Source organism: Faecalibacterium sp. Marseille-Q4164, from assembly GCF_017377545.1.
Taxonomy (GTDB): Bacteria; Bacillota; Clostridia; order Oscillospirales; family Ruminococcaceae; genus Faecalibacterium; species Faecalibacterium duncaniae.
Genome location: NZ_JAFREJ010000001.1, coordinates 1 through 20,889 on the forward strand (window position 1 = coordinate 1; position 20,889 = coordinate 20,889).

The 20,889-nt window shown below is 58.4% G+C and carries 20 protein-coding genes and 1 tRNA gene; 17 read left to right on the forward strand and 4 right to left on the reverse strand.

The annotated features are described in order from the left end of the window. The coding region (locus J3352_RS00005; protein WP_207700484.1) for a sigma-E processing peptidase SpoIIGA at positions 1–506 on the reverse strand (506 nt) is incomplete at its 3' end. A gap of 325 nt (positions 507–831) precedes the next feature. Between J3352_RS00005 and J3352_RS00010 the strand changes: the two genes are divergently transcribed. From J3352_RS00010 to J3352_RS00050, 9 genes are all read left to right on the forward strand, one after another. Beyond that, positions 832–908, forward strand: a tRNA-Asn gene (locus J3352_RS00010). A 472-nt stretch (positions 909–1,380) separates the two neighbouring features. After that, entirely contained in the window at positions 1,381–3,738 is a 2,358-nt protein-coding gene (locus J3352_RS00015; RefSeq protein ID WP_156067475.1) for a peptidase domain-containing ABC transporter, read from the forward strand. 110 nt (positions 3,739–3,848) lie between these two features. Then, the gene (locus J3352_RS00020) at positions 3,849–4,256 is read left to right on the forward strand and encodes a hypothetical protein (protein WP_156067473.1); all 408 of its coding nucleotides are present in this window, start codon (positions 3,849–3,851) and stop codon (positions 4,254–4,256) included. Between the two features lie 319 nt (positions 4,257–4,575). Continuing rightward, positions 4,576–4,968, forward strand: a complete 393-nt coding sequence (locus J3352_RS00025) for an endonuclease domain-containing protein (RefSeq protein ID WP_005932154.1) — start codon at positions 4,576–4,578, stop codon at positions 4,966–4,968. Positions 4,969–5,216: 248 nt separating this feature from the next. Beyond that, a complete protein-coding gene (locus tag J3352_RS00030) occupies positions 5,217–5,672 on the forward strand; it encodes a hypothetical protein (RefSeq protein WP_035393983.1) in 456 nt (151 codons plus the stop codon). 1 nt (position 5,673) lies between these two features. Continuing rightward, complete coding sequence (locus J3352_RS00035) at positions 5,674–6,786, forward strand: HlyD family secretion protein (protein WP_156067471.1); 1,113 nt, start codon at positions 5,674–5,676, stop codon at positions 6,784–6,786. 36 nt (positions 6,787–6,822) lie between these two features. Next, complete coding sequence (locus J3352_RS00040; protein ID WP_156067469.1) at positions 6,823–8,325, forward strand: Ig-like domain-containing protein; 1,503 nt, start codon at positions 6,823–6,825, stop codon at positions 8,323–8,325. A gap of 143 nt (positions 8,326–8,468) precedes the next feature. Continuing rightward, a complete protein-coding gene (locus J3352_RS00045) occupies positions 8,469–9,464 on the forward strand; it encodes an SPFH domain-containing protein (protein WP_005932167.1) in 996 nt (331 codons plus the stop codon). Continuing rightward, entirely contained in the window at positions 9,464–9,664 is a 201-nt protein-coding gene (locus tag J3352_RS00050; protein WP_005932170.1) for a PTS ascorbate transporter subunit IIC, read from the forward strand. The genes J3352_RS00045 and J3352_RS00050 overlap by 1 nt, the downstream gene beginning before the upstream one ends. 147 nt (positions 9,665–9,811) lie before the next feature. On the opposite strand, the gene J3352_RS00055 is transcribed toward J3352_RS00050, so the two are convergent. The 3 genes from J3352_RS00055 to aroF form a co-directional block, all read right to left on the reverse strand. Then, the gene (locus J3352_RS00055) at positions 9,812–10,909 is read right to left on the reverse strand and encodes an FAD:protein FMN transferase (RefSeq protein WP_154276426.1); all 1,098 of its coding nucleotides are present in this window, start codon (positions 10,907–10,909) and stop codon (positions 9,812–9,814) included. Then, positions 10,906–11,328, reverse strand: a complete 423-nt coding sequence (locus J3352_RS00060) for a DUF3783 domain-containing protein (RefSeq protein ID WP_156067467.1) — start codon at positions 11,326–11,328, stop codon at positions 10,906–10,908. Before J3352_RS00060 ends, J3352_RS00055 begins: the two co-directional genes overlap by 4 nt. 116 nt (positions 11,329–11,444) lie before the next feature. Next, on the reverse strand, positions 11,445–12,458 hold the full coding sequence (gene aroF, locus J3352_RS00065; RefSeq protein WP_035393988.1) for a 3-deoxy-7-phosphoheptulonate synthase: 1,014 nt from the start codon (positions 12,456–12,458) through the stop codon (positions 11,445–11,447). A 211-nt stretch (positions 12,459–12,669) separates the two neighbouring features. Between aroF and ybaK the strand changes: the two genes are divergently transcribed. The 8 genes from ybaK to purD all read left to right on the forward strand — a co-directional run bounded on the left by ybaK (position 12,670) and on the right by purD (position 20,886). Beyond that, positions 12,670–13,152, forward strand: coding sequence for a Cys-tRNA(Pro) deacylase (ybaK, locus tag J3352_RS00070; RefSeq protein WP_005932182.1), 483 nt, complete (start codon positions 12,670–12,672; stop codon positions 13,150–13,152). A 470-nt stretch (positions 13,153–13,622) separates the two neighbouring features. Continuing rightward, positions 13,623–14,123 (forward strand): 5-(carboxyamino)imidazole ribonucleotide mutase, encoded by a 501-nt coding sequence (gene purE / locus J3352_RS00075; RefSeq protein WP_005932189.1) that lies wholly within the window; start codon positions 13,623–13,625, stop codon positions 14,121–14,123. A 9-nt stretch (positions 14,124–14,132) separates the two neighbouring features. Beyond that, positions 14,133–15,611 (forward strand): amidophosphoribosyltransferase, encoded by a 1,479-nt coding sequence (gene purF, locus J3352_RS00080; protein WP_097770595.1) that lies wholly within the window; start codon positions 14,133–14,135, stop codon positions 15,609–15,611. 4 nt (positions 15,612–15,615) lie between these two features. Beyond that, entirely contained in the window at positions 15,616–16,662 is a 1,047-nt protein-coding gene (purM, locus tag J3352_RS00085; protein WP_156067465.1) for a phosphoribosylformylglycinamidine cyclo-ligase, read from the forward strand. Then, on the forward strand, positions 16,656–17,252 hold the full coding sequence (purN, locus tag J3352_RS00090) for a phosphoribosylglycinamide formyltransferase (protein ID WP_156067463.1): 597 nt from the start codon (positions 16,656–16,658) through the stop codon (positions 17,250–17,252). The genes purM and purN overlap by 7 nt, the downstream gene beginning before the upstream one ends. Before the next feature lie 122 nt (positions 17,253–17,374). Next, complete coding sequence (locus J3352_RS00095; RefSeq protein WP_207700485.1) at positions 17,375–18,175, forward strand: IMP cyclohydrolase; 801 nt, start codon at positions 17,375–17,377, stop codon at positions 18,173–18,175. Positions 18,176–18,199: 24 nt separating this feature from the next. After that, on the forward strand, positions 18,200–19,381 hold the full coding sequence (locus tag J3352_RS00100) for a phosphoribosylaminoimidazolecarboxamide formyltransferase (protein ID WP_005932199.1): 1,182 nt from the start codon (positions 18,200–18,202) through the stop codon (positions 19,379–19,381). A gap of 203 nt (positions 19,382–19,584) precedes the next feature. Next, positions 19,585–20,886, forward strand: a complete 1,302-nt coding sequence (purD, locus tag J3352_RS00105) for a phosphoribosylamine--glycine ligase (protein ID WP_156070717.1) — start codon at positions 19,585–19,587, stop codon at positions 20,884–20,886. Positions 20,887–20,889 lie beyond the last annotated feature (3 nt).

Consider the following 20,889-nt stretch of genomic DNA (forward strand, 5'->3'; position numbering starts at 1 on the left):
CCCGTGCCTGTGTGGCCGAGTTCACCTTCTTCCTCGCCATCCCGGTTATGGCGGGGGCCGCCCCGCCCCAGGGGGGGCAGCAGCCCCAGCCCGCGCAGAGCCGCCCCGCCCGGGCCCGCAAGCGGGGCCCCCGGCGAAAGGGGCAGGTAGATGCAGCCGTTGTTGGTCTGGGCCCCGGGCAGGAGCAGCGCCCCCGTCAGCAGCAGATTTCCCGCGCAGAACCACCCCACAAGCCGGGCGAAGCATCGGCCCCCCGGCCAGCCGTAGGCAGCGGCCACCGTGAGGGCGGCGGTTGACACTTTATATAAGAGCGCGGCAGCGTCCGGCGCTTCCGGGGCCAGCAGGGCCAACGAGGAAGCTGCCCCCGCCGCCCCGCCCAACAGCAGCCGCCCGGCCCGGCACTCCACCCCTGCCAGCAGCCCCGCCGCCAGCAGGAACAGCAGCGTGAGCGCAAAATTTGTCAGCAGCAGGACATCGAGGTAGATCACAGTCTTGATGGGCGGCACCTTCTTTCTGGTATTGACAGGGTAACAGAAGCGTAAGAAAAAGGATGTCGGAACACGGGCTCGCCCTCTCAGGCGCTAACGCGCCAGCTCCCCCAAAGGGGGAGCCAAGACTGCCCCGGCCTTTAGCAGCTGCTTGCGGTGGTCCTGCCAAAGGCTCCCCCTTCGGGGGAGCTGGCAAAGCCGCAAGGCTTTGACTGAGAGGGTTGAGCCCTTTTGAAAAACTTTTTTCACAAATTTCCAAAAAAGGCTTGCAAAAGGGAGCGGGAAGAGTTATAATACATCTCGCAGTCAATTGTGCGCTGCGGAATTGCGTTTTGAAAGATGTGCCTCTTTAGCTCAGTCGGTTAGAGCACCTGACTGTTAATCAGGGTGTCGCCTGTTCGAGTCAGGCAAGAGGCGCCATTAGGCGGCGAGGGCAACTTCGCCGCTTGTTTTTTAACTGGATGCTGTAACCAATCTGAGACTTTTTTCACAAAATCTTCAAAATTAATGGTTTCTTAAAAAATGTCCTCTTGAAGATGCTGTCAGATTGTGGTATACTACACCCAAACCTTGGAACAGTTTTTAAACGTTCTGTGGTGATTGACTCAGATCAAAGGGTAGGCGCTCCCTTCTTTTGATAGCAGCGGACTTCTGCTTTGCCCTGGTTCTCCGCAGGGCAGGGCAAAGCAGAAGGCTATGCGCTGTTAAACCGGAGTGCAAAAAGAAAACCTTTTTCATTTGTCAGACCTACGGTCAAAACAATAGCAAACTGGGGCTTGTGCAAACAGACCGGGTGTGCTAGAATAAAAGCCGTAGTTTTGAAATAGACACAGTACATTGAAAAAGAGATCGTTTGCTTTTGGTTGTCGGTCTCTTGTAAAGGAAACATCGTATGCGTTATACCTATGTGCGGCAGCACGATTCTACGGACTGCGCGGCCGCTTCGCTCGCAATGGTGTGCCTCCATTACAAAAAGGAAATCACCATCACCCGCCTGCGGGATATGATGGGAACCGACATGAAAGGCACGAACCTCGTTGGCCTGCAGAAAGCAGCCAATGAGCTGGGCTTCAGCACGGCGGCTGTCCGTGTTGACCGCGAAAACTTTTTAAGCGATTTCACACTGCCCGCAATTGCGCAGGTCATTACCGACCAGGGCTTGACCCACTTTGTGGTCATCTTCAAAAAGACGACCATCAAGGAGGACGATGCCCGCCGCAAGCATGTGGTGCAGGAAGAAGAACGCAAGGCTGATGCAAGCAAAAAGTACAAATGCAAGGATTACGTCGTCATCGGCGATCCTGCAAATGAACTGAAAAAGATCGGCCTGGATGAGTTCTATAAAAACTTCACCGGCGTGCTGCTGCTGCTGAACCCCACAGCGGAGTTCAAGGGCGGCACCGGCAAGCATAAGGTGGAGGGCAAAGAGGAAGCCAAGGCAGCCCGCAACAACATGTTGAAGCGGTACATGGATCTGCTGCTTCCCCAGAAAAAGCTGTTTGCTTACGCTATTCTCAGTTCAGTGATCCTGACACTGATTGGCATCGTGTCCACCGTTTTTAACAAGGCGATCATGGACGAGGTGCTGCCTTATGGGCTGAAAAATTTGCTCATATCGCTCATTGTCGTGTTCAGTGTGGTCAACCTGACCAGCACGCTGCTCTCGACTGTGAGACAGTGGATCCTGATTTTTCTTTCCATTAAAATCGATATCCCGTTGATGCTGGGCTACTTCGAGCATGTGTACAAACTGCCGATGAAGTTCTTTGCATCCCGTAAGACCGGAGAGATCACCACCCGCTATTCCGATGCAAGCACCATCAAATCGGTGCTGACCAGCATTGCAATGAGCGTGGTCATGGACATTGTGATGGCCGTGGGTACAGGCTTTGTCCTGTTCCGGATGAACTCCTCGCTGTTCTCCATTACCCTGTTTACCACCGTTCTGAGCCTGCTGCTCGTCATCATCTTCAAGCAGCCCTACAAGCGGATCAATGAAGAGACGATGGTGCAGTCGGCCGTTCTGAACAGCCAGATGATCGAGAGCCTGCGCGGCATCGAGACCATCAAGTGCAACGCCTGCGAAGAGCGTGAGCTGGAAGCCCTTGAGCGTGAATACATCAAGAGCCTGAAGATCAGCCTGCGTTCCAGCAAGATCAGCACCGGCCAGAGCCTGATCTCCAGTGTGATCATGACCGTGTTGAACATGGTCACCACCTATGTGGGCATCACGCAGGTGCTGAATGGCCAGCTGACGCTGGGCGGCTACATGGCGTTCAGCACCCTTTCGGGCTACTTTACTTCTCCGGTGAGCGAGCTCATCAGTATGCAGATGTCCATTCAGGAGGCTTCCATCTCCATGAAGCGCCTGACGGAGATCATGGATTATGAATCCGAGCAGGACGATGACCGCGAGTACACCGAGATGGAGAGCATGGAGGGCGACATTGAGTTCAAGGATGTCACCTTCCGGTATGGCAACCGCACCCCGGCACTGGACCACATCTCCTTCACCATCCCGCAAGGCAAGAAGGTGGCGCTGGTTGGTTCCTCGGGTTCTGGCAAGTCTACCATCACCAAACTCCTGCTCAAGTATTACGAGCCGGAGAGCGGCACCATCAGCGTGAATGGCGTTGATCTGGACGAGTACAGCAATGCATCCGTCCGCCGCTGCATTTCCTATGTCCCGCAGAACGTTGAGCTGTTCAGCAAGACGATCTTCGAGAATATACGCATCTCCCGCCCCGAGGCTACCCTCGATCAGGTACGGGAGGCGGCCAAGAAGGCCGACGCACACGAGTTCATCCGCAAGCTGCCGCTGCAGTACAACACCTATCTGGAGGAAGCCGGCAACGGCCTGTCCGGTGGTGAGAAGCAGCGCATTGCACTGGCCCGTGCGTTCCTGAAGGATTCGAGCCTTTACATCTTTGATGAATCGACCTCCAGCCTGGACTTTGGTACAGAGAATACCATCTTTGATATGATCTATAACCAACTGGCTGACCGTTCGATGCTGATCGTGGCACACCGCCTTTCCACCATCCGTGACTGCGACCTGATTTTAGTCATGGATCACGGCCAGATCGTGGAGCGCGGCACCCATGACGAGCTGCTGGCAAAGCAGGGCAAGTATTACGAGCTCTGGAACCTGCAGCAGGGCATCTTCCGCCGCAAGAAGGAAGAGCCTGCACCCGTTGCCCCCGCGGCAGTTGTTGAAGAAGACGACGATGGCGAGGCAATGACCTATTAAGTTGCAGCCGAGTGCGCACTCGGTTACATAAATGATCTTTGGATGGATGCGCAGCCGGAAAAAGATCGCTAAAATAAGTTTTTTCATTCATTTGAAGGGAGTAATTCATTATGATGATGCCTGCAAACTACTCTGTTATCGCAGAGAACGAGATGTCCTATGTCAACGGTGGCGCTAACTTCATCGACGCTATCGGCGCTGTCACCGCTCCTATCTGGACTCTGGACAACGTTAAGACCTTCAACACCAACATCGTGACTCTGGTTGGCAACACCTTCCTGCAGTCCACCATTAACCGCACCATCGGTGTCCTGTTCAGCGGCAACACCACCTGGAAGGAAGTCGGCAACATCGGCAAGAACCTGTTCGGCACCAATGTTAAGGGCGACCCGATCGAGAAGAACAACTTTGGTGACTATGCTATGAACGCTCTGGGCATTGCTGCTGCTGTCTACAACCTGGGCGTGGCTCCCACCAAGAACACCGTCAAGGAGACTGAAGTTAAGATCACTGTCTAATTAGACGTGATCTGAAATTATGAAGCGTTGAGGAAACTGCACCGCCCTACTTGTTAGCGCGGGGCAGACAACAATGCCTCGTTATGGTGTGCCAGGAGGCGTGTGCCTCCTGGCACACCTTATTTTTATGTTGCTTATCGCGTTGCGGTAGGCAATTGTGTGTGGGAAAATCCGGCCTGCGGGGGTCAAACCTCTCAGCCGTCGCTATCGCTCGGCAGCTCCCCTAGTAGGGGAGCCCTTGGCATGGCGCTGCGTTTTCGAGAGTGAGCGCTTCGCTACCGCCTGCCCTGCTGGCGCAAGGCAAAATGAGGTGTCGCTTATGTCCATCACCAACCTGCCCTATGACCCGCGGATGCGTGAACGTGTGCAGGAACTGCGTCATAAAATGACACCCATGGAGAAAAAGCTGTGGTATTCGTTTTTACGCACATATCCAGTGAAAATGTACAAACAAAGGCCAATTCGTACGTTTGTGGCGGATTTTTATTGCCCTTTGGCAAGATTGGTTATTGAACTTGACGGCTCACAGCATTATACTGAACAGGGAATGCAATATGATATGGAACGCAGTGCTGTGTTTGAACAGTACGGTGTGCAGGTGTTGCGTTTCCGAAATCAGGATGTGAGTGCACATTTTGAAATGGTGTGTGAGCAAATTCACGAAGCTGTTGTGAAACGTTTAGAGGAATTGGAGCGGGGCAAGGAGGGTTGAACCTTCCGGCTTGTACTGTGGTCGGCTTTGCTGATGTTTTGCCTTGCGGCAGAAGATGCCTTTGGAGCCGCAGGCGATTTTTGCGAAAAATGAATCTTCTGCCAAGGCCTCCCCTATTAGGGGAGGTGGCATCAAGCGAAGCGATGATGACGGAGAGGTTTGATCTTCAGATGCCGTATTCCTGAATTGCCATTTTTCCCCCAGACAATTGCTTATTGCAAACAAAAAAGAAACAGGTGGACATTATTATGAGAGAGATCCAAGTTGCAGAAAACAAGACCCTGAAGCTGACCAACGTTCTGGCACGCAAGATCGATGCCAGTGAGCTGGGCAACCTGGGCGTGATCCTGACCCAGATGCAGAACTTTATCAAGAGCCACAGCGCCATGCCGGTTGGCCCTGTGATCCAGTGCGTCAAGTTTACCTCCGGCCCCAACCCGGAGCCGCAGATCTATTTTATGATGCAGGTCAACCAGCTCATCCCCCGCCTGGAGCCGGGCTACGAGCAGGACGCTGTGCTGCGGGTGAAGGGCTGCCTGTACGCCCACTTCACCGGCCCCATGGACCACAGCAGCCTTGCCAGCCAGAAGCTGAACATCTATGCCTACGAGCACGAGATCGAGCTGACCGGCACCACCTACAGCATCTACGTCAATCAGGACAGCGAAAACGGTGTCATGGACGTTTTTATGGAGACGAAGTAATATGACCACTCGCATTCAGAATCTTTCCGACCTGCAGGACCGCCGCATTATGATGGAGAAGAAGCTGCCGGCCTTTGGCTACGCGCTCATTCTTCTGGTGGCTTTCCTCATGGTGTTTCTGGTGATCTGGAGCACCCAGAACAAGCGCACCTACGTCAGCCAGTCCACTGGCTCAGTGCAGGCGGCCAACAAGACCTATATCATGTCCAGCTACTCCGGCTCCATCACTGAGCTGAACATCTCGGAGGGCAGCTATGTCACCGAGGGCGACCTCATCGCCCACATCAAGAGCACCGATCTGGACATCCAGCAGGACAGCTACCAGAAGCAGCTGGACATCTACAAAAAGCAGAAGAGCCAGTACGAAAAGCTGCTCAAGTCCATTCAGGACGACAAGAACTACTTCAGCGAGACCGACGTCGACGATCAGCCCTATTACTACCAGTACGAGAGCTACAAGAGCCAGGTCAGCCAGAAGGCGTTTGATGCTTCGCCCTATCAGGCCGCCGGTTACACCGATGAGCAGATCAAGACCCTGATGGAGCAGAACCAGAGCGAGGTGGAAAGCCTGTACTACTCCACCCTGCAGTCCATTTCTGCCAACCTGACCAGCGTGCAGGCCAACATTGACAACATTGAGGCCCAGCTGGATGCCCTGAACACCGGCGCGAACGATTACTATATCTACGCTCCCACCTCCGGTGTCATCCACATGGACACCCCCTACAAGGTGGGCATGGTGCTCAGCGCAGGCTCCGCTCTGGCCACCGTTGCCAGTGAGAACAGCGACCTTGAGATCGTGGCGGCTGTCACCGTCAACGACCGGCCGCTGATCAATGTGGGCGACCCCTGCAAGATCGCCATCACCGGCCTGTCGGAGTATTCCTACGGCACCCTGACCGGCACTGTTACCTCCATCGACAGTGACGTGACCTCCAGCACCAACGGGTCCTACTACAAGATGACCATCAAGCCGGATAACACCTATGTCGTGAGCACCAGCGGCGACAAGGTGGATCTTTCCAACGGCATGAGCGTCACCGCCCGTGTGGAGTACGATGAACTGACTTACTTTGACTATGTGATGGAGGCCCTGGGCGTGCTGTTCCGTTAAGCGCCCGCCGATTCCACGCCCAAGAGGTACGAAAGAATGAAACTGAACCCGAAACAGCTGGCCGCCAGCGCGGCTCTGCTGGGTGTGCTGGCCTGTGCCGCCGCCCTGCCTGCGTCGGCTGCCGGCCCTGTTACCACGCCGCTGGCCCTCACGCTGCCCAAGGTGAGCTTTCCCTGGGATAAAGTTACCGCCGAGAGCATCGAGACCGGCAGCTACGATGCCGCCCCGCTGGCGGGCACAGCCCAGCAGCTCTCCCCGGTGACCACCCCCGCCAATGCCGCCAGCAAGAACGGCGTGACCTATGTCTCTGATAACCCCAATGTTGTCTCGGTGGACAGTGAGGGCGTGGCGCAGGCTGTGGGCCTGGGCACGGCCAACATCACCGCCACCTGCGGCGGGGTGAGCTGCACCTATACCATCACCCCCCAGCCGGATGCCAGCATGATCGCCACCGAAATGGATATCACCCTTGCATCCAGCACCATTGCCGTGGGCGAGACCACCAGCCTTTCGCTGGCAGTGCTGCCCACCTCGGCGGCCAACTATATCAACGTCAGCCTGAGCTCTTCCAATGAGAAGGTGGCCACCGTCAACAACTTTGGCAAGGTGACCGGCGTTGCCCCCGGCAAGGCCACCATCACCGCCACGGACGGCAACGTGAGCTGCACGGCCACCGTTACGGTGGTTGCGGCCAACACCAGCACCGTCTCCAGCCAGTCCATCTCCCTGAACACCAACTATGTGGTGCTCAAGCCGGGCTCCTCCAAGACCATCACCGGCAAGGTGTCGCCGGCCTCTGCCAGCCAGAGCCTGACCTTCAAGAGCCAGGACAAGAGCATTGCCACCGTCAGCGGTTCCGGTGTCATCACCGGCGTTGCCACGGGTGCCACCTCCGTGGTGGTCTCCAACGGCACCGCCTCCACCTCGGTCACGGTCATCGTCAACCGCACCGCCTCCACCTCCGGCAGCAGCAGCGACCCCAGCGGTGAGGGCACCGAGGACAACGTCACCACCGATGCCACCGTTGCCGCCATCCAGAACGCCGCAGGGGAGGAAGTGTCCCTCTATCAGAGCGACGTACCCGCCATCACCGGCGAGATCCTGAGCGCCCTGCGCACCACAGGCCGCAGCCTGATCGTGCTGGGCGAGGATTATACCCTGCGGATCGATGGCACCAGCATCAAGAGTACCCAGGGCGGGTTCAGCACCGCCCTGACCTTTGCCCCCGATGAAAACGGCCTGAGCTTCCAGCTGGGCGAAAGCGGCGCGCTGCCCTGCGTGGTGCAGATCACCCTGACCGGTGAGAACGCCGCTTACAGCCGCCTGTATCTGCACAACACTGCCAGCGAAAAGTGGCAGTTCCTGAACAGCTACAAGGATGGCACCATCACCGCCGATACGGCTGGCAGCTACCTGCTGACCAACCAGAATCTGCGCTTCACCAATATCAACTGGACCTTCTTCATCGCCGCCGGTGCGCTGACCGTGGTCTGCCTGATCGTGTATATCGCCGTCAAGAAACGGTATTGGTTCTGGTAATTATAACTGTACGTAATAAAACCTCCCGCTCATTCGAGTGGGAGGTTTTGTGTTTATCGGAAGTTCTTGACAATCATAATACAATATGATATGATTTTGATATCAGAAAGAAACTTCCGAACCCTGTAAAGGAGGGACATTTTATGGAAGAGAAGATCTTACAGACCAAGAAGAACGGCATGACCATGCTTCTGCTGACCCTGCTGGGCTATGTGGCTGCGGTTGTGGTGGGCGGCATCGGTTTTGTAATGCTGTATACCACCTTCCTGGGTTTTATCCCGCTGGCGATCGCTGTCATCTATGCCATCATCGGTATTTTCCTGTTCGCGGGCCTGAAAGTCCTCAAGCCCGAGGAAGCGCTGGTGCTGACCCTGTTCGGTGATTACATCGGCACCCTGAAGGGGGAGGGCTTCTACTGGGTCAATCCCTTCTGCACTGCTGTCAACCCGGCTGCGGGCACGGTCCTGAGCCAGAGCGGTGATGTTCAGCAGCGCCCTGTGGTGCAGGCTGACCGTGAGAAGGACGGCAAGAAGATCTCCCTGAAGGTGATGACCCTGAACAACTCCCGCCAGAAGATCAACGATTGCCTGGGCAACCCGGTGGAGATCGGCATTGCGGTGATCTGGCGGGTGACCGACACCGCCAAGGCCGTGTTCAATGTGGACAACTATAAGGAATACCTGTCCCTGCAGTGTGACAGCGCCCTGCGCAACGTGGTGCGCATCTACCCCTACGATGTAGCTCCCAACGTGGACACCACCGGCGACGGTGTGGCCGACGAGGGCAGCCTGCGCGGCTCCTCGGAAGTGGTGGCAAAGCGCATCCAGGGCGAGATCCAGAAGAACGTCACCGCCGCCGGGATCGAGATCATCGAAGCCCGCATCACTTATCTGGCCTACGCCCCCGAAATCGCAGCGGTTATGCTGCAGCGTCAGCAGGCAAGCGCCATCATTGATGCCCGTAAGATGATCGTGGACGGTGCCGTGGGCATGGTGGAGATGGCGCTGGACCGCCTGAGTGAGAACAAAGTGGTGGAACTGGACGATGAGCGCAAAGCGGCAATGGTCTCCAACCTGCTGGTGGTGCTCTGCGGCAACCGTGACGCGCAGCCCATTGTGAACAGCGGCAGCCTGTACTGATGGCAGAGCCGAAAAAGCAGATCCCCCTGCGCCTGAATGCGAAGCTCTACGATGCCCTTGCCGCGTGGGCTGAGGATGACTTCCGCTCGGTGAACGGGCAGATCGAGTATCTGCTCACCGAGTGTGTGCGTCAGCGCAAGAAGAACGGCAAGTACGTCTCTGACCAGATCGACGTGCCGCCCGAACTGGATATCAAGTAAAAGAACGACCCTCTCAGTCAAAGCCTGTTGGCTTTGCCAGCTCCCCCGAAGGGGGAGCCTATCGCTGGCCTGGGATAAAGGCAGCATAGCCTCGCCCTTCGGGAGAGGTGGCATTGCGAAGCAATGACGGAGAGGGTCGTTCCTTATTTAATTCGTATGCTCGCTCCACCCGCTGGAGGTGACCACTTCGCCATCGGTGGTGCACCAGAGGGCTTCCACGCCGTCCAGCGATTCCACGAGCTGCTTGCCCTCTTCCAAAGGCAGGCAGAACAGGCCGGTGGTCAGGCAGTCGGCCACACCGGAGTCCGGAGCCAGCACGCTCACACCGTCAAAGTAGGCGGCGGGCCAGAGGGTGGCCGGGTCGATGAGGTGGTGGTAGCGCACACCGTCCACAACGTAGTAGCGCTGGTAGTCGCCGCTGGTCACAAGGGAAAGGTCGCTCATCTTGACGGCGGCTACAGTGGAGCTGCCGTTGGTGTAGACCTCGGAGGAGTTCCACGGGTTTTCCACGCCGCCTACCCACTGGGAGCCGTCCGGCTTGGTGCCGATGGCCCGCAGGTTGCCGCCCACGCTGATGAGGGCACTGGTCAGGCCCCGGGCTTCGGCGGCCTGTGCGGCCTGTTCCACGGCGTAGCCCTTGCCCACGCTGCCCACGTCCAGCGACATGGCCGGGTCGGCCAGATAGACCGTTTTGGCATCTTCATCAATGATGAGGTTGGCGATATCGCAGTGCTGCGCGGCGGCATCCAGCTCTTCCTGCGTGGGCAGCTGGTTGTTGCTGTCGTTGTCATCAGCCAGTGCGGCCTCGCGGTAGTTGTGCCAGATGTTCAGCACACTGCCCAGCGCAATGTTCAGTTTGCCGCCGGTGGTGTCGTACATGGTCTGGGCCAGCTCCAGCATCCCGAGGATCTTGTCATCCACTGTCACCGGGGCAATGCCCGCATTGTCGTTGATGGTCTTGATGTTGGTCACGCCATCGTAATCATTATAAATATCATAGAGCTGGTTGTACTCCACAAGGTCGGCGTGGAGTGCGTCCATCTGGGCGGTGAATTCTTCCTCGCTGTCGCAGTAGGCGATGACCTGCGTCACGGTGTCGAACACATCATAGAACACGGTGGAGTAGCGCTGCGGGCCATCGGCGGCGCTGGAGGCGGTGGAGCCGGAGGTGCTGCCGCAGCCAGCCAGCAGGCTCAGGCTGAGCGCAGCCGCCAGCAGGGCGGAAAAAATACGCTTGGTCATCATGCTTTGGCGGTCTCCTTTGCGGCGGTAAAGGCGGTGTGCTCTTCCTGCAGATGTGCCAGCAGGTCACCGAACACCCAGTTCTTGCTGGTGGGGGTCACAACGGCCTTGAGGGGGATGTTCACCTGTGCCTGCTTCATCAGGTCGAGCAGGGTATCCACATCCTTATCCTTGAAGTTGGCCAGCACCAGCGCCGGGGGATAAGCACCCGGCTCCAGCACCAGGGTGCGGGTGGTCTTGACCTCCACCTCGCCCAGCAGCTGGGCCACGGTCCTGCCTGCATCGGCAGGGGAGACCAGCTGCAGCTTCATCCCGAAAGCGGGGGCCATCCCCTCCAGAATGCCCCGGTCGGCGGCAGAAAGGTTCCAGCCCAGCGCCAGCGGGATGCCGGCATTCTGGTTGCGTGCAATATGAGCTTTCATAGAAATACCTCGTTTCAAGGGTGAATTCAAAATACACCATAGTATACCATATTTGATGACAAAAGAAAACAACCCCCTCAGTCACGCTGCCGCGTGCCGAGAGGGTCGTTCCATTCTCAGTTCATCTTCTTGCCAAAGAACTCGACTTCTTTGGTGATAAAGCCCATCAGTTCATCGAACTGGTCGGGGGTCAGGCTCTGGGCACCATCGCACTTGGCCTTGGCGGGGTTGTTGTGCACTTCGATCATCAGACCGTCGGCACCGGCGGCCACAGCGGCCTTGGCCAGCTGGGGCACCATCCAGGCGTGGCCGCAGGCGTGGCTGGGGTCCACCACAACGGGCAGGTGGGTCATTTTGTGGAGCATGACCACACCGGCCAGGTCCAGGGTGTTGCGCATACTGGTCTCAAAGGTGCGGATGCCGCGCTCGCAGAGGATAACGTTTTCGTTGCCCTCGGCCATGATGTACTCGGCGCTCATCACAAATTCTTCCAGCGTGTTGGCCAGGCCGCGTTTGAGCAGCACGGGTTTTTTCTGGCGGCCCACGGCCTTGAGCAGCTCAAAGTTCTGCATATTGCGGGCACCCACCTGGATGAGGTCTACATTCTCGAACAGGGGCAGGTGCTCGGTGTTCATGATCTCGGTGACGATGGGGGAGCCGGTGGCGCGGCGGGCCAGCTTGAGCAGGTCCAGGCCCTCGCTCCGCATTCCCTGGAAGGAGTAGGGGGAAGTGCGGGGCTTGAACGCGCCGCCGCGCAGCAGGGAAGCGCCTGCATCCTTGACGCGCTGGGCGCAGTAGGTGATCTGCTCCTCGCTCTCGATGCTGCAGGGGCCTGCAATGACGGCGAAGTTGCCGCCGCCGATCTTCACGCCGTTGACATCGATCACGCTGTCGTCGGGGTGGAACTTGCGGTTGGCTTTCTTGTAAGGCTCAGACACGCGGCGGCAGGTCTCGACCACGGGGTTGGCCAGCACCCAGCTCTCGGCAATGGCCTTGGTGTCGCCGATCAGGCCCAGAATGTGGGTGTCGCTGCCCTTGGAGTCGTTGATCTGCAGCCCCATATCCTGCAGCTCGTGGCAGAACTCGCGGACCTGTGCGTCAGGGGCATCCTGTTTCAGTACAATGATCATGGTGGTCGTCTCCTTATCCTTCTCACACAAACGGCACAGGAGACCGGCTCCATTGCCGTGATTTATTTTCGTGAAGTTCAGTTTCCTGAAGCATGGGCCTATGATAACACTTCAGGGAACTGAAGTCAAGAGAAATTTTGAAATTTAGGAAAGAAAGTGGTAGAATAGGGGCAGCCTGAGAGGGTAAGGAGTTTACAAGGAGCGATCATCAATGGGAAAAGAAGCAAAAACGAATGCCATGCGCATCCTGGAACGGGCCAAGGTGCCCTATACAGCCCACGAATATGCCCACGAGGAGGGCGTGGCGGTGGACGGCGTGACCGTGGCCGCCAGCATGGGGGAGGACCCGGCTTGCGTATATAAGACGCTGGTGACCCAGGGCAGCAGCAAAAACTACTTTGTGTTCGTCATTCCGGTGGCGGCAGAGCTTGACCTGAAGGCCGCTGCCCGCAGCGTGGGCGAAAAAAGCGTAGCCATGATCCATGTGGCCGATATCAATAAGGTCACCGGCTATGTGCGCGGCGGCTGCAGCCCGGTGGGTATGAAAAAGCAGTACACCACCGTGTTTGATGAAAGCGTGCTGGCTCAGGAAAAGGTCTATGTCTCCGGCGGCCGCATTGGTACGCAGGTGTGCTGCGCACCCGCCGACCTCATCCGGGCAGCAAGGGCAGCAACAGCGAAGATCATCTTCTAAGGTAAAACGCCCTTACTGCCAATGCAATGACGGAGAGGCTGTACAGAGCGGGGCCTGTCCCAGTGAGATAAAACTTACTTTATTATATTTTCTAAAAAAGTCATACTTAAAAAGAAATACGGTGTCGAAACTGCACAAAACTTTTGAAAGTTTTTTGACGCGGGAGAACACAAGGGAGAAATTGCCCCAAGGGCCTTTGCAAAGTGGAATTTTTGCCGTAAACTGTATGTAGTACAGGGACGGTACCCCGGCGGATGCCGGGTGCCGCCTGAAAAAGCGCAGAGCAAAAGGGGAACTTCAAAGATGAAGATGCTGTCGGGCTTCACAGAACAGAACACCATTCGTGCTGTTCAGGGGCATCGTGCAGCTTTGTGCAAAGCGCTGGGAGAGCATACGCAGAAATAAAGGCCGTGGTGCAGGTGTACCACAGCTTTTTTTTGTTTTGCAGACGGAGAAAGAGAGGTTCGGATATGATTCGGAAAGTTGCAGTGATCATGGGCTCGGACAGTGATTGGCCGGTGGTAAAGGGGGCCTGTGCCCAGCTGAAGGCGCTGGACATCCCCTTTGAGGCACACATCCTTTCGGCCCACCGCACCCCTGCCGAGGCCGCGGATTTTGCCAAAAATGCCCGGGCCAACGGTTTTGGTGTGATCCTGTGCGCGGCGGGCATGGCGGCCCATCTGGCCGGTGCCTTTGCCGCCAACACCACCCTGCCTGTCATCGGCATCCCGATGAAGGGCGGCGCGATGGACGGTCTGGACGCGCTGCTGGCCACGGTCCAGATGCCCAGCGGCATCCCGGTGGCTACCGTGGCCCTGAACGGGGCCAAGAACGCCGCCTGGCTGGCTGCCGAGATCCTGGCCCTGAGCGATGACACACTGGCCGGGAAGCTGGAGGCCGAGCGGGTGAGCATGGCACAGCAGATTGCAGCCAAGGAAGAAAAGCTGCAGAACGAACTGAAAGAGTTGTAAGGAGAACCAATGTCTGATTTTGCATATCCGCTGCACGAGGAATGCGGCGTTTTTGGCATCTATGACCGGGCGGGCACTGAGGATGTGGCCGCTGCCGCCTATTCTGCCCTGTATGCGCTGCAGCACCGCGGGCAGGAGAGCTGCGGCATTGCGGTCAACGATGACGGTGTCATCCAGGGCCACCGCGACCTCGGCCTGGTGAACGAGGTGTTCACCCCCGCCGTGCTGGGCAGTCTTTCCACCCCCACGGCCCACATGGCAACGGGCCATGTCCGCTATGCCACGGCCGGCAGCCGGGTGCGGGCCAACGCCCAGCCCATGATCGTCCGGCATGGCCGGGGCACCATGGCCCTCTGCCACAACGGCAACCTGACCAATGCCCTGGAGCTGCGCCGTCAGCTGGAGAACGAGGGTGCCATCTTCCACGGCTCCTCCGATACCGAGGTCATCTGCTACCTCATCACCCGCAACCGCCTGCGGATGGGCAGCATTGAGACTGCCATCAGCAAGACGATGGATGTGCTGGAGGGTGCATACAGTCTGGTGATCATGTCCGCCACCAAGCTCATTGCGGTCCGGGACCCCCGGGGCTACCGCCCCCTGTGCATCGGCACCCTGCCCGGCGGCGGCTACGTCTTTGCCAGCGAGAGCTGTGCGCTGGATGCTGCGGGCGCGACCCTGCTGCGGGACGTGGAGCCCGGCGAGATCGTCATTGCCGACACCAAGACCGGTGAGCTGCGGAGCATCAAGGATCACTGCGGCCGCCCGGACACCCAGATGTGCGTGTTCGAGTTCATCTATTTCTCCCGCCCGGACAGCATCATCGAGGGCAGCTCGGTGCACGAGGCCCGCAAGCAGGCAGGCCGGTTCCTGGCACAGGAGCACCCTGTGGAGGCCGATGTGGTCATCGGCGTGCCGGATTCCGGTCTGGATGCGGCGCTTGGCTACTCGCAGGAGAGCGGCATCCCCTACGGCATCGGCTTCATCAAGAATAAATACATCGGCCGCACCTTTATCCAGGGCAGCCAGAAGCAGCGCGAAAACAGTGTGCGCATCAAGCTGAACGTGGTGTCCAGCACCGTCAAGGGCAAGCGGGTGGTGCTGGTGGATGACTCCATCGTGCGCGGCACCACCTCCGCCCGCATCATCAAGCTGCTGCGGGATGCCGGTGCAAAGGAAGTCCACTTCCGGGTCTCGGCACCCCCGTTCAAATACCCCTGCTACTTCGGCACCGACATCCCCGACCAGAAGCTGCTGGTGGCCACGGGCCGCAATGTGGAGCAGATCAATGAGATCATCGGAGCCGATACCCTGGGCTACCTGTCCACCGAGCATGTGGTGCAGCTGGCCAAGAACGCAAAATGCGGTTTCTGCACCGCCTGCTTTACCGGCGAGTATGCCGTGAGGCCGGAGGAGGTGCTTTCCACCGATATCCATGAACGCCACCTGAATGACCGTCCCAAAAACGAGAAAAAGTTAGGAGAGTAAGAAGATGGAAAAGAGCTATTCTGAGAGTTACGCAGCTGCCGGTGTGGATATCACCGCCGGTTACCGCTCCGTTGAACTGATGAAGCAGTATGTTGCCCGCACCATGAACGAGCACTGCATTGGTGGTCTGGGCGGCTTTGGCGGCCTGTTTGAGCTGGACTGCACCGGCTACAAGCACCCTGTTCTGATCTCCGGCACGGACGGCGTGGGCACCAAGCTGAAGATCGCCATGATCATGGACAAGCACGACACCATTGGCATCGACTGCGTTGCCATGTGCGTCAACGATGTGATCTGCGCCGGTGCAAAGCCGCTGGTGTTCCTGGATTACATCGCCTGCGGCCGCAACATCCCTGAGAAGATCGCCGAGATCGTCAAGGGCGTGGCCGAGGGCTGCGTGCAGGCTGATTGCTCTCTGGTGGGCGGCGAGACTGCCGAGCACCCGGGCATGATGCCGGAGGATGAGTACGATCTGGCCGGTTTCACTGTGGGCGTTGTGGACAAGGAAAAGATCCTGAGCAACGAGACCATGCAGGCTGGCGATGTCATCCTCGCTCTGCCTTCCACCGGTGTTCATTCCAACGGTTTCTCGCTGGTGCGCAAGATCTTTGATATTGACAACGATCCCGATGTTCTGCACACTACCCCCGCCGAGCTGGGCGGCAAGACCCTGGGCGATGCCCTGCTGGCTCCTACCAAGATCTACGTCAAGCCGGTGCTGAAGGTGCTGGAAGAGGTGGATGTCAAGGGCATCTCCCACATCACCGGCGGCGGCTTCTATGAGAACATCCCCCGCAGCCTGAAAAAGGGCTGCTGCGCCCGCATCAAGAAGGAAGATGTCCGCATTCCTGCCCTCTTCCACCTGATGCAGGAGACCGGCCACATCTCCGAGCACGACATGTTCAACACCTTCAACATGGGCGTTGGCATGGTGCTCACCGTTCCTGCCGCACAGGCTGACAAGGCGCTGGAGATCCTCCACGCCAACGGCGAGCCCGAGGCTTACAAGCTGGGTGTCATCGCTGAAGGGGACGGTGTGGAACTGTGCTGAATGTAGCTGTGTTGGTTTCTGGCGGCGGCACCAATCTGCAGGCCCTGCTGGACAGCGAAGCCCGGGGCGAGAACCCCAACGGGAAGATCACGCTGGTCGTGGCCTCCAAGCCCGGTGTCTACGCGCTGGAGCGGGCCGCAAAGGCCGGTGTGGAGGGTGTTGTGGTCCGCCGCAAGGACTACGCCACCAGTGAGGCCTTTGATGCGGCCCTGCTGGAAACGCTGAAAAGCCACAACATCGATCTGGTGGTGCTGGCCGGGTTCCTTTCCGTGCTGGGCCCCAGTGTCATTGAAGCCTATCCCCGCCGCATCCTGAATGTTCACCCGGCGCTCATCCCGTCCTTCTGCGGGCCCGGCATGTACGGCCTGCGCCCCCATCAGGCTGCTCTGGCCCGGGGCTGCAAGGTGACCGGTGCCACTGTCCACTTTGTCAACGAGGAGTGCGACGGCGGCCCCATTCTGCTGCAGAAGGCAGTGGAGATCCTGCCCGGCGACACCCCCGAGGTGCTGCAGAAGCGGGTGATGGAACAGGCCGAGTGGAAGCTGCTGCCCAAGGCAGTTGCCATGGTGTGCAGCGGTGAGATCGAGTAAAAACTCCTTCCGTCACGCCTGACGGTGTGCCACCTCCCTCAAGGAGGGAGGCTTGAGGCTCCCTCTCCGAGGGGGCTGTCGCCGTAGGCGACTGGGGGAGTTCCGTAATAGGAGAATTTGACATGGAAAAGATCAACCTGAACGATTATCTGGCCTCCAACGAGTACCCCGGCCGCGGCATTGCAGTGGCAATGGCTCCCGATGGCCGTCAGATGTTCATCGGCTACTTTATCATGGGCCGCAGTGAGAACAGCCGCAACCGCGTGTTCGACCCCGTGCCCGAGCGCGGCGGCATCTGCACCATGGCTGCAGACCCCGACAAGCTGGAGGACCCCAGCCTCATCATCTATAACCCCGTGCTGACCCTGGGCAAGACCCACATCGTGACCAACGGCGACCAGACCGATACCATTTTTGACCTGATGAGTCAGGGCAAGAGCTTTGCCGATGCCCTGCGCACCCGCACCTTTGAGCCGGACGGCCCCAACTACACCCCCCGCATCTCTGCTGTGGCGTACGCTGATGGCAGCTACCAGATGAGCATCCTGAAATCTGCCGACGGCAACGGCGACAGCGTCCAGCGCTATTTCTTTGATTACCCCCAGCCTGTGGCCGGTGAGGGTCATTTCATCAGCACCTACAAGCACAACGGAAACCCCATCCCCAGCTTTGAGGGCGAGCCCCTGCGCTTTGCCTGCCCCCGCACCATCGGCGATTTTGCCCATGGCCTGTGGCAGAACCTGAACCCCGACAACAAGGTCAGCCTGTTTGCCCGCGTCATCGACCTGGACAGCGGCGAGACCGGCGATATGATCTTCAACAAATACGATGCTGTCAACAGCGATCTGGACGACCCTGAGGAGCCTGAACTGCTGCCCGAGGAGCTGGAGCTGCTGGCAAAGCTCGATGCCGAAGCGGAATAACGAAGACTTAAGGAGGATGCATCAATGAACGAACTCGCACTGAAGTACGGCTGCAACCCCAACCAGAAGCCCAGCCGCATCTATATGGAAGATGGCTCCGACCTGCCCGTGACTGTGCTGAACGGCAAGCCCGGCTACATCAATTTTCTGGATGCCCTCAACTCCATCCAGCTGGTCAAGGAGCTGAAGGCGGCCTGCGGCCTGCCCGCTGCCGCTTCCTTCAAGCATGTGTCCCCGGCGGGTGCCGCCCTGGGCCTGCCCCTGACCGATGTGGAGCGCAGGATGTACCACATTGCTCCGGACTTTGAGCTCTCTCCGCTGGCCTGCGCTTACGCCCGTGCCCGCGGTGCTGACCGCATGTCCTCCTTTGGCGACTGGATCGCCCTCTCCGATGTCTGCGATGTGCCCACCGCAAAGCTCATCCAGCATGAGGTCTCTGATGGCATCATTGCCCCCGGTTATGAGCCGGAGGCTCTGACCATTCTGGCCGGTAAGAAAAAGGGCAACTACAATGTGGTGGCCATTGACCCCGACTACAAGCCCGCCCCTGTGGAACACAAGCAGGTGTACGGCATCACCTTTGAGCAGGGCCGCAACGAGCTGACCATCAACGCCGACACCATGCTGACCAACTGGGTCACCGAGAACAAGAGCGTGACCGAGGAGCAGAAGCGGGACCTGATCATTGCCCTCATCACCCTGAAATACACCCAGTCCAACAGTGTCTGCTACACCGCAGGCGGCCAGACCATCGGCGTGGGTGCCGGCCAGCAGAGCCGCATCCACTGCACCCGTCTGGCAGGCCAGAAGGCCGACAACTGGCAGCTGCGCCACATGGACAAGGTGCTGAATCTGCCCTTCCGTGACGATGTCGCCAAGCCCAACCGCGACAATGCCATTGATGTTTACATCGGTGACACCCCCGAGGATGTCATCGGCGACGATGTCTGGGCCGAGACCTTCACCGAGCAGCCCGCACCCCTGACCGCTGAGGAAAAGAAAGAGTACCTGAGCCACGTTACCGGTGTCTGCCTGGGTTCCGATGCCTTCTTCCCCTTTGGCGACAACATCGAGCGTGCCCGCCGCTCCGGCGTGACCGCCATTGTCCAGCCCGGCGGCTCTATCCGCGACCAGCAGGTCATTGACACCTGCAATAAGTACGGCATTGCCATGGCGTTCTGCGGCATCCGGCTGTTCCATCACTAAAAGGAAAACTGGTTCGCCCTCTCAGTCAAAGCCTGTCGGCTTTGCCAGCTCCCCCAAAGGGGGAGCCTTTGGCAGCATCCCGTTAGTAGCTGCTGGTGTTAGTGCCAGTCTTGGCTCTCCCTTTGGGAGAGCTGGCGCGAAGCGCCTGAGAGGGTGAGGACGCTGACAGAGAAGCAGAAACGAATATTTTAGGAGATGTTAAAATGGCTAAAAAAATCTTAGTGGTCGGCGGCGGCGGCCGCGAGCACGCCATCATCAAGGCACTGAAGAAGAGCCCGGACTGCGGCGAGATCTGGTGCGCTCCGGGCAACGGCGGCATCAGCTATGATGCCAAATGCAAGAACATCAAGGCTACGGACGTAGAGACCATGGTGGCCTTTGCCGCCGAGGAAAAGTTTGATTATGTGGTTGTGGCGCAGGATGACCCGCTGGCGCTGGGCATGGTGGACGCACTGGCTGCAGTGGGCATCCCTGCCTTTGGCCCGGACAAGGCCGCTGCCCGCATCGAGGCCTCCAAGGTGTTCTCTAAGGACCTGATGAAGAAATACGGCATCCCCACCGCAGATTATGCCACCTTTGATGACCCCGCCAAGGTCATGGATTACATCAAGGCAAAGGGCAAGTACCCCGTGGTCATCAAGGCCGACGGGCTGGCACTGGGCAAGGGCGTGCTGATCTGCGAGAACGAGGAACAGGCCGCCGACGGCGTGAAGGAGATCATGCTGGACAAAAAGTTCGGCGCTTCCGGCAACCATGTGGTGGTGGAAGAGTTCCTCACCGGCCCTGAGGTCAGTGTGCTGAGCTTTACCGACGGCAAGGTGGTCAAGCCCATGGTTTCCAGCATGGACCACAAGCGTGCCAACGACCACGACACCGGCCTGAACACCGGAGGCATGGGCACCGTGGCCCCCAACCCCTACTACACCCCGGCCATTGCTGCCGAGTGCATGGAAAAGATCTTCCTGCCCACCATTCAGGCCATGAACGCCGAGGGCTGCCCCTTCAAGGGCTGCCTGTACTTCGGCCTGATGCTCACCCCGGACGGCCCCAAGGTCATCGAGTACAACTGCCGCTTCGGCGATCCCGAGACCCAGGTGGTGCTGCCTCTGCTGGAGAGTGACCTGCTGAAGATCATGGCGGCCTGCACCGAGGGCACGCTGGCCGATACCGAGGTCAAATTCTCCGAGGGCGCGGCCTGCTGTGTCATTCTGGCCTCCGGCGGCTACCCGGTATCCTATGAAAAGGGCAAGCCCATTTCCGGCCTGACCAACGGCCAGCTGGAAGGGGAGAGTAACATCACAGTCTACCACTCCGGCACGGCACTGCGTGAGGACGGCACGCTGGTCACCAACGGCGGCCGCGTGCTGGGCGTGACAGCAACTGCGCCCCGCCTGACCGCCGCCATCACGCAGGCATACGCCGCCGCTGAGAAGATCAGCTTTGAAAAGCTGCACAAGCGCACGGATATTGGTATGAGAGCGCTGAAAGCAATCGCTGAACAATAAAAA

Bases quoted from the DNA above. Each gene is read 5' to 3' on its own strand.
- J3352_RS00050 (WP_005932170.1), top strand. From the start codon at position 9,464: ATGGCAGAGCCGAAAAAGCAGATCCCCCTGCGCCTGAATGCGAAGCTC.
- J3352_RS00060 (WP_156067467.1), bottom strand. From the start codon at position 11,328: ATGAAAGCTCATATTGCACGCAACCAGAATGCCGGCATCCCGCTGGCG.
- purE (WP_005932189.1), top strand. From the start codon at position 13,623: ATGATTCGGAAAGTTGCAGTGATCATGGGCTCGGACAGTGATTGGCCG.
- J3352_RS00040 (WP_156067469.1), top strand. From the start codon at position 6,823: ATGAAACTGAACCCGAAACAGCTGGCCGCCAGCGCGGCTCTGCTGGGT.
- J3352_RS00020 (WP_156067473.1), top strand. From the start codon at position 3,849: ATGATGATGCCTGCAAACTACTCTGTTATCGCAGAGAACGAGATGTCC.
- J3352_RS00030 (WP_035393983.1), top strand. From the start codon at position 5,217: ATGAGAGAGATCCAAGTTGCAGAAAACAAGACCCTGAAGCTGACCAAC.
- J3352_RS00055 (WP_154276426.1), bottom strand. From the start codon at position 10,909: ATGATGACCAAGCGTATTTTTTCCGCCCTGCTGGCGGCTGCGCTCAGC.
- aroF (WP_035393988.1), bottom strand. From the start codon at position 12,458: ATGATCATTGTACTGAAACAGGATGCCCCTGACGCACAGGTCCGCGAG.
- purD (WP_156070717.1), top strand. From the start codon at position 19,585: ATGGCTAAAAAAATCTTAGTGGTCGGCGGCGGCGGCCGCGAGCACGCC.
- J3352_RS00095 (WP_207700485.1), top strand. From the start codon at position 17,375: ATGGAAAAGATCAACCTGAACGATTATCTGGCCTCCAACGAGTACCCC.
- J3352_RS00035 (WP_156067471.1), top strand. From the start codon at position 5,674: ATGACCACTCGCATTCAGAATCTTTCCGACCTGCAGGACCGCCGCATT.
- purF (WP_097770595.1), top strand. From the start codon at position 14,133: ATGTCTGATTTTGCATATCCGCTGCACGAGGAATGCGGCGTTTTTGGC.
- J3352_RS00025 (WP_005932154.1), top strand. From the start codon at position 4,576: ATGTCCATCACCAACCTGCCCTATGACCCGCGGATGCGTGAACGTGTG.
- J3352_RS00045 (WP_005932167.1), top strand. From the start codon at position 8,469: ATGGAAGAGAAGATCTTACAGACCAAGAAGAACGGCATGACCATGCTT.
- J3352_RS00015 (WP_156067475.1), top strand. From the start codon at position 1,381: ATGCGTTATACCTATGTGCGGCAGCACGATTCTACGGACTGCGCGGCC.
- purM (WP_156067465.1), top strand. From the start codon at position 15,616: ATGGAAAAGAGCTATTCTGAGAGTTACGCAGCTGCCGGTGTGGATATC.
- ybaK (WP_005932182.1), top strand. From the start codon at position 12,670: ATGGGAAAAGAAGCAAAAACGAATGCCATGCGCATCCTGGAACGGGCC.
- J3352_RS00100 (WP_005932199.1), top strand. From the start codon at position 18,200: ATGAACGAACTCGCACTGAAGTACGGCTGCAACCCCAACCAGAAGCCC.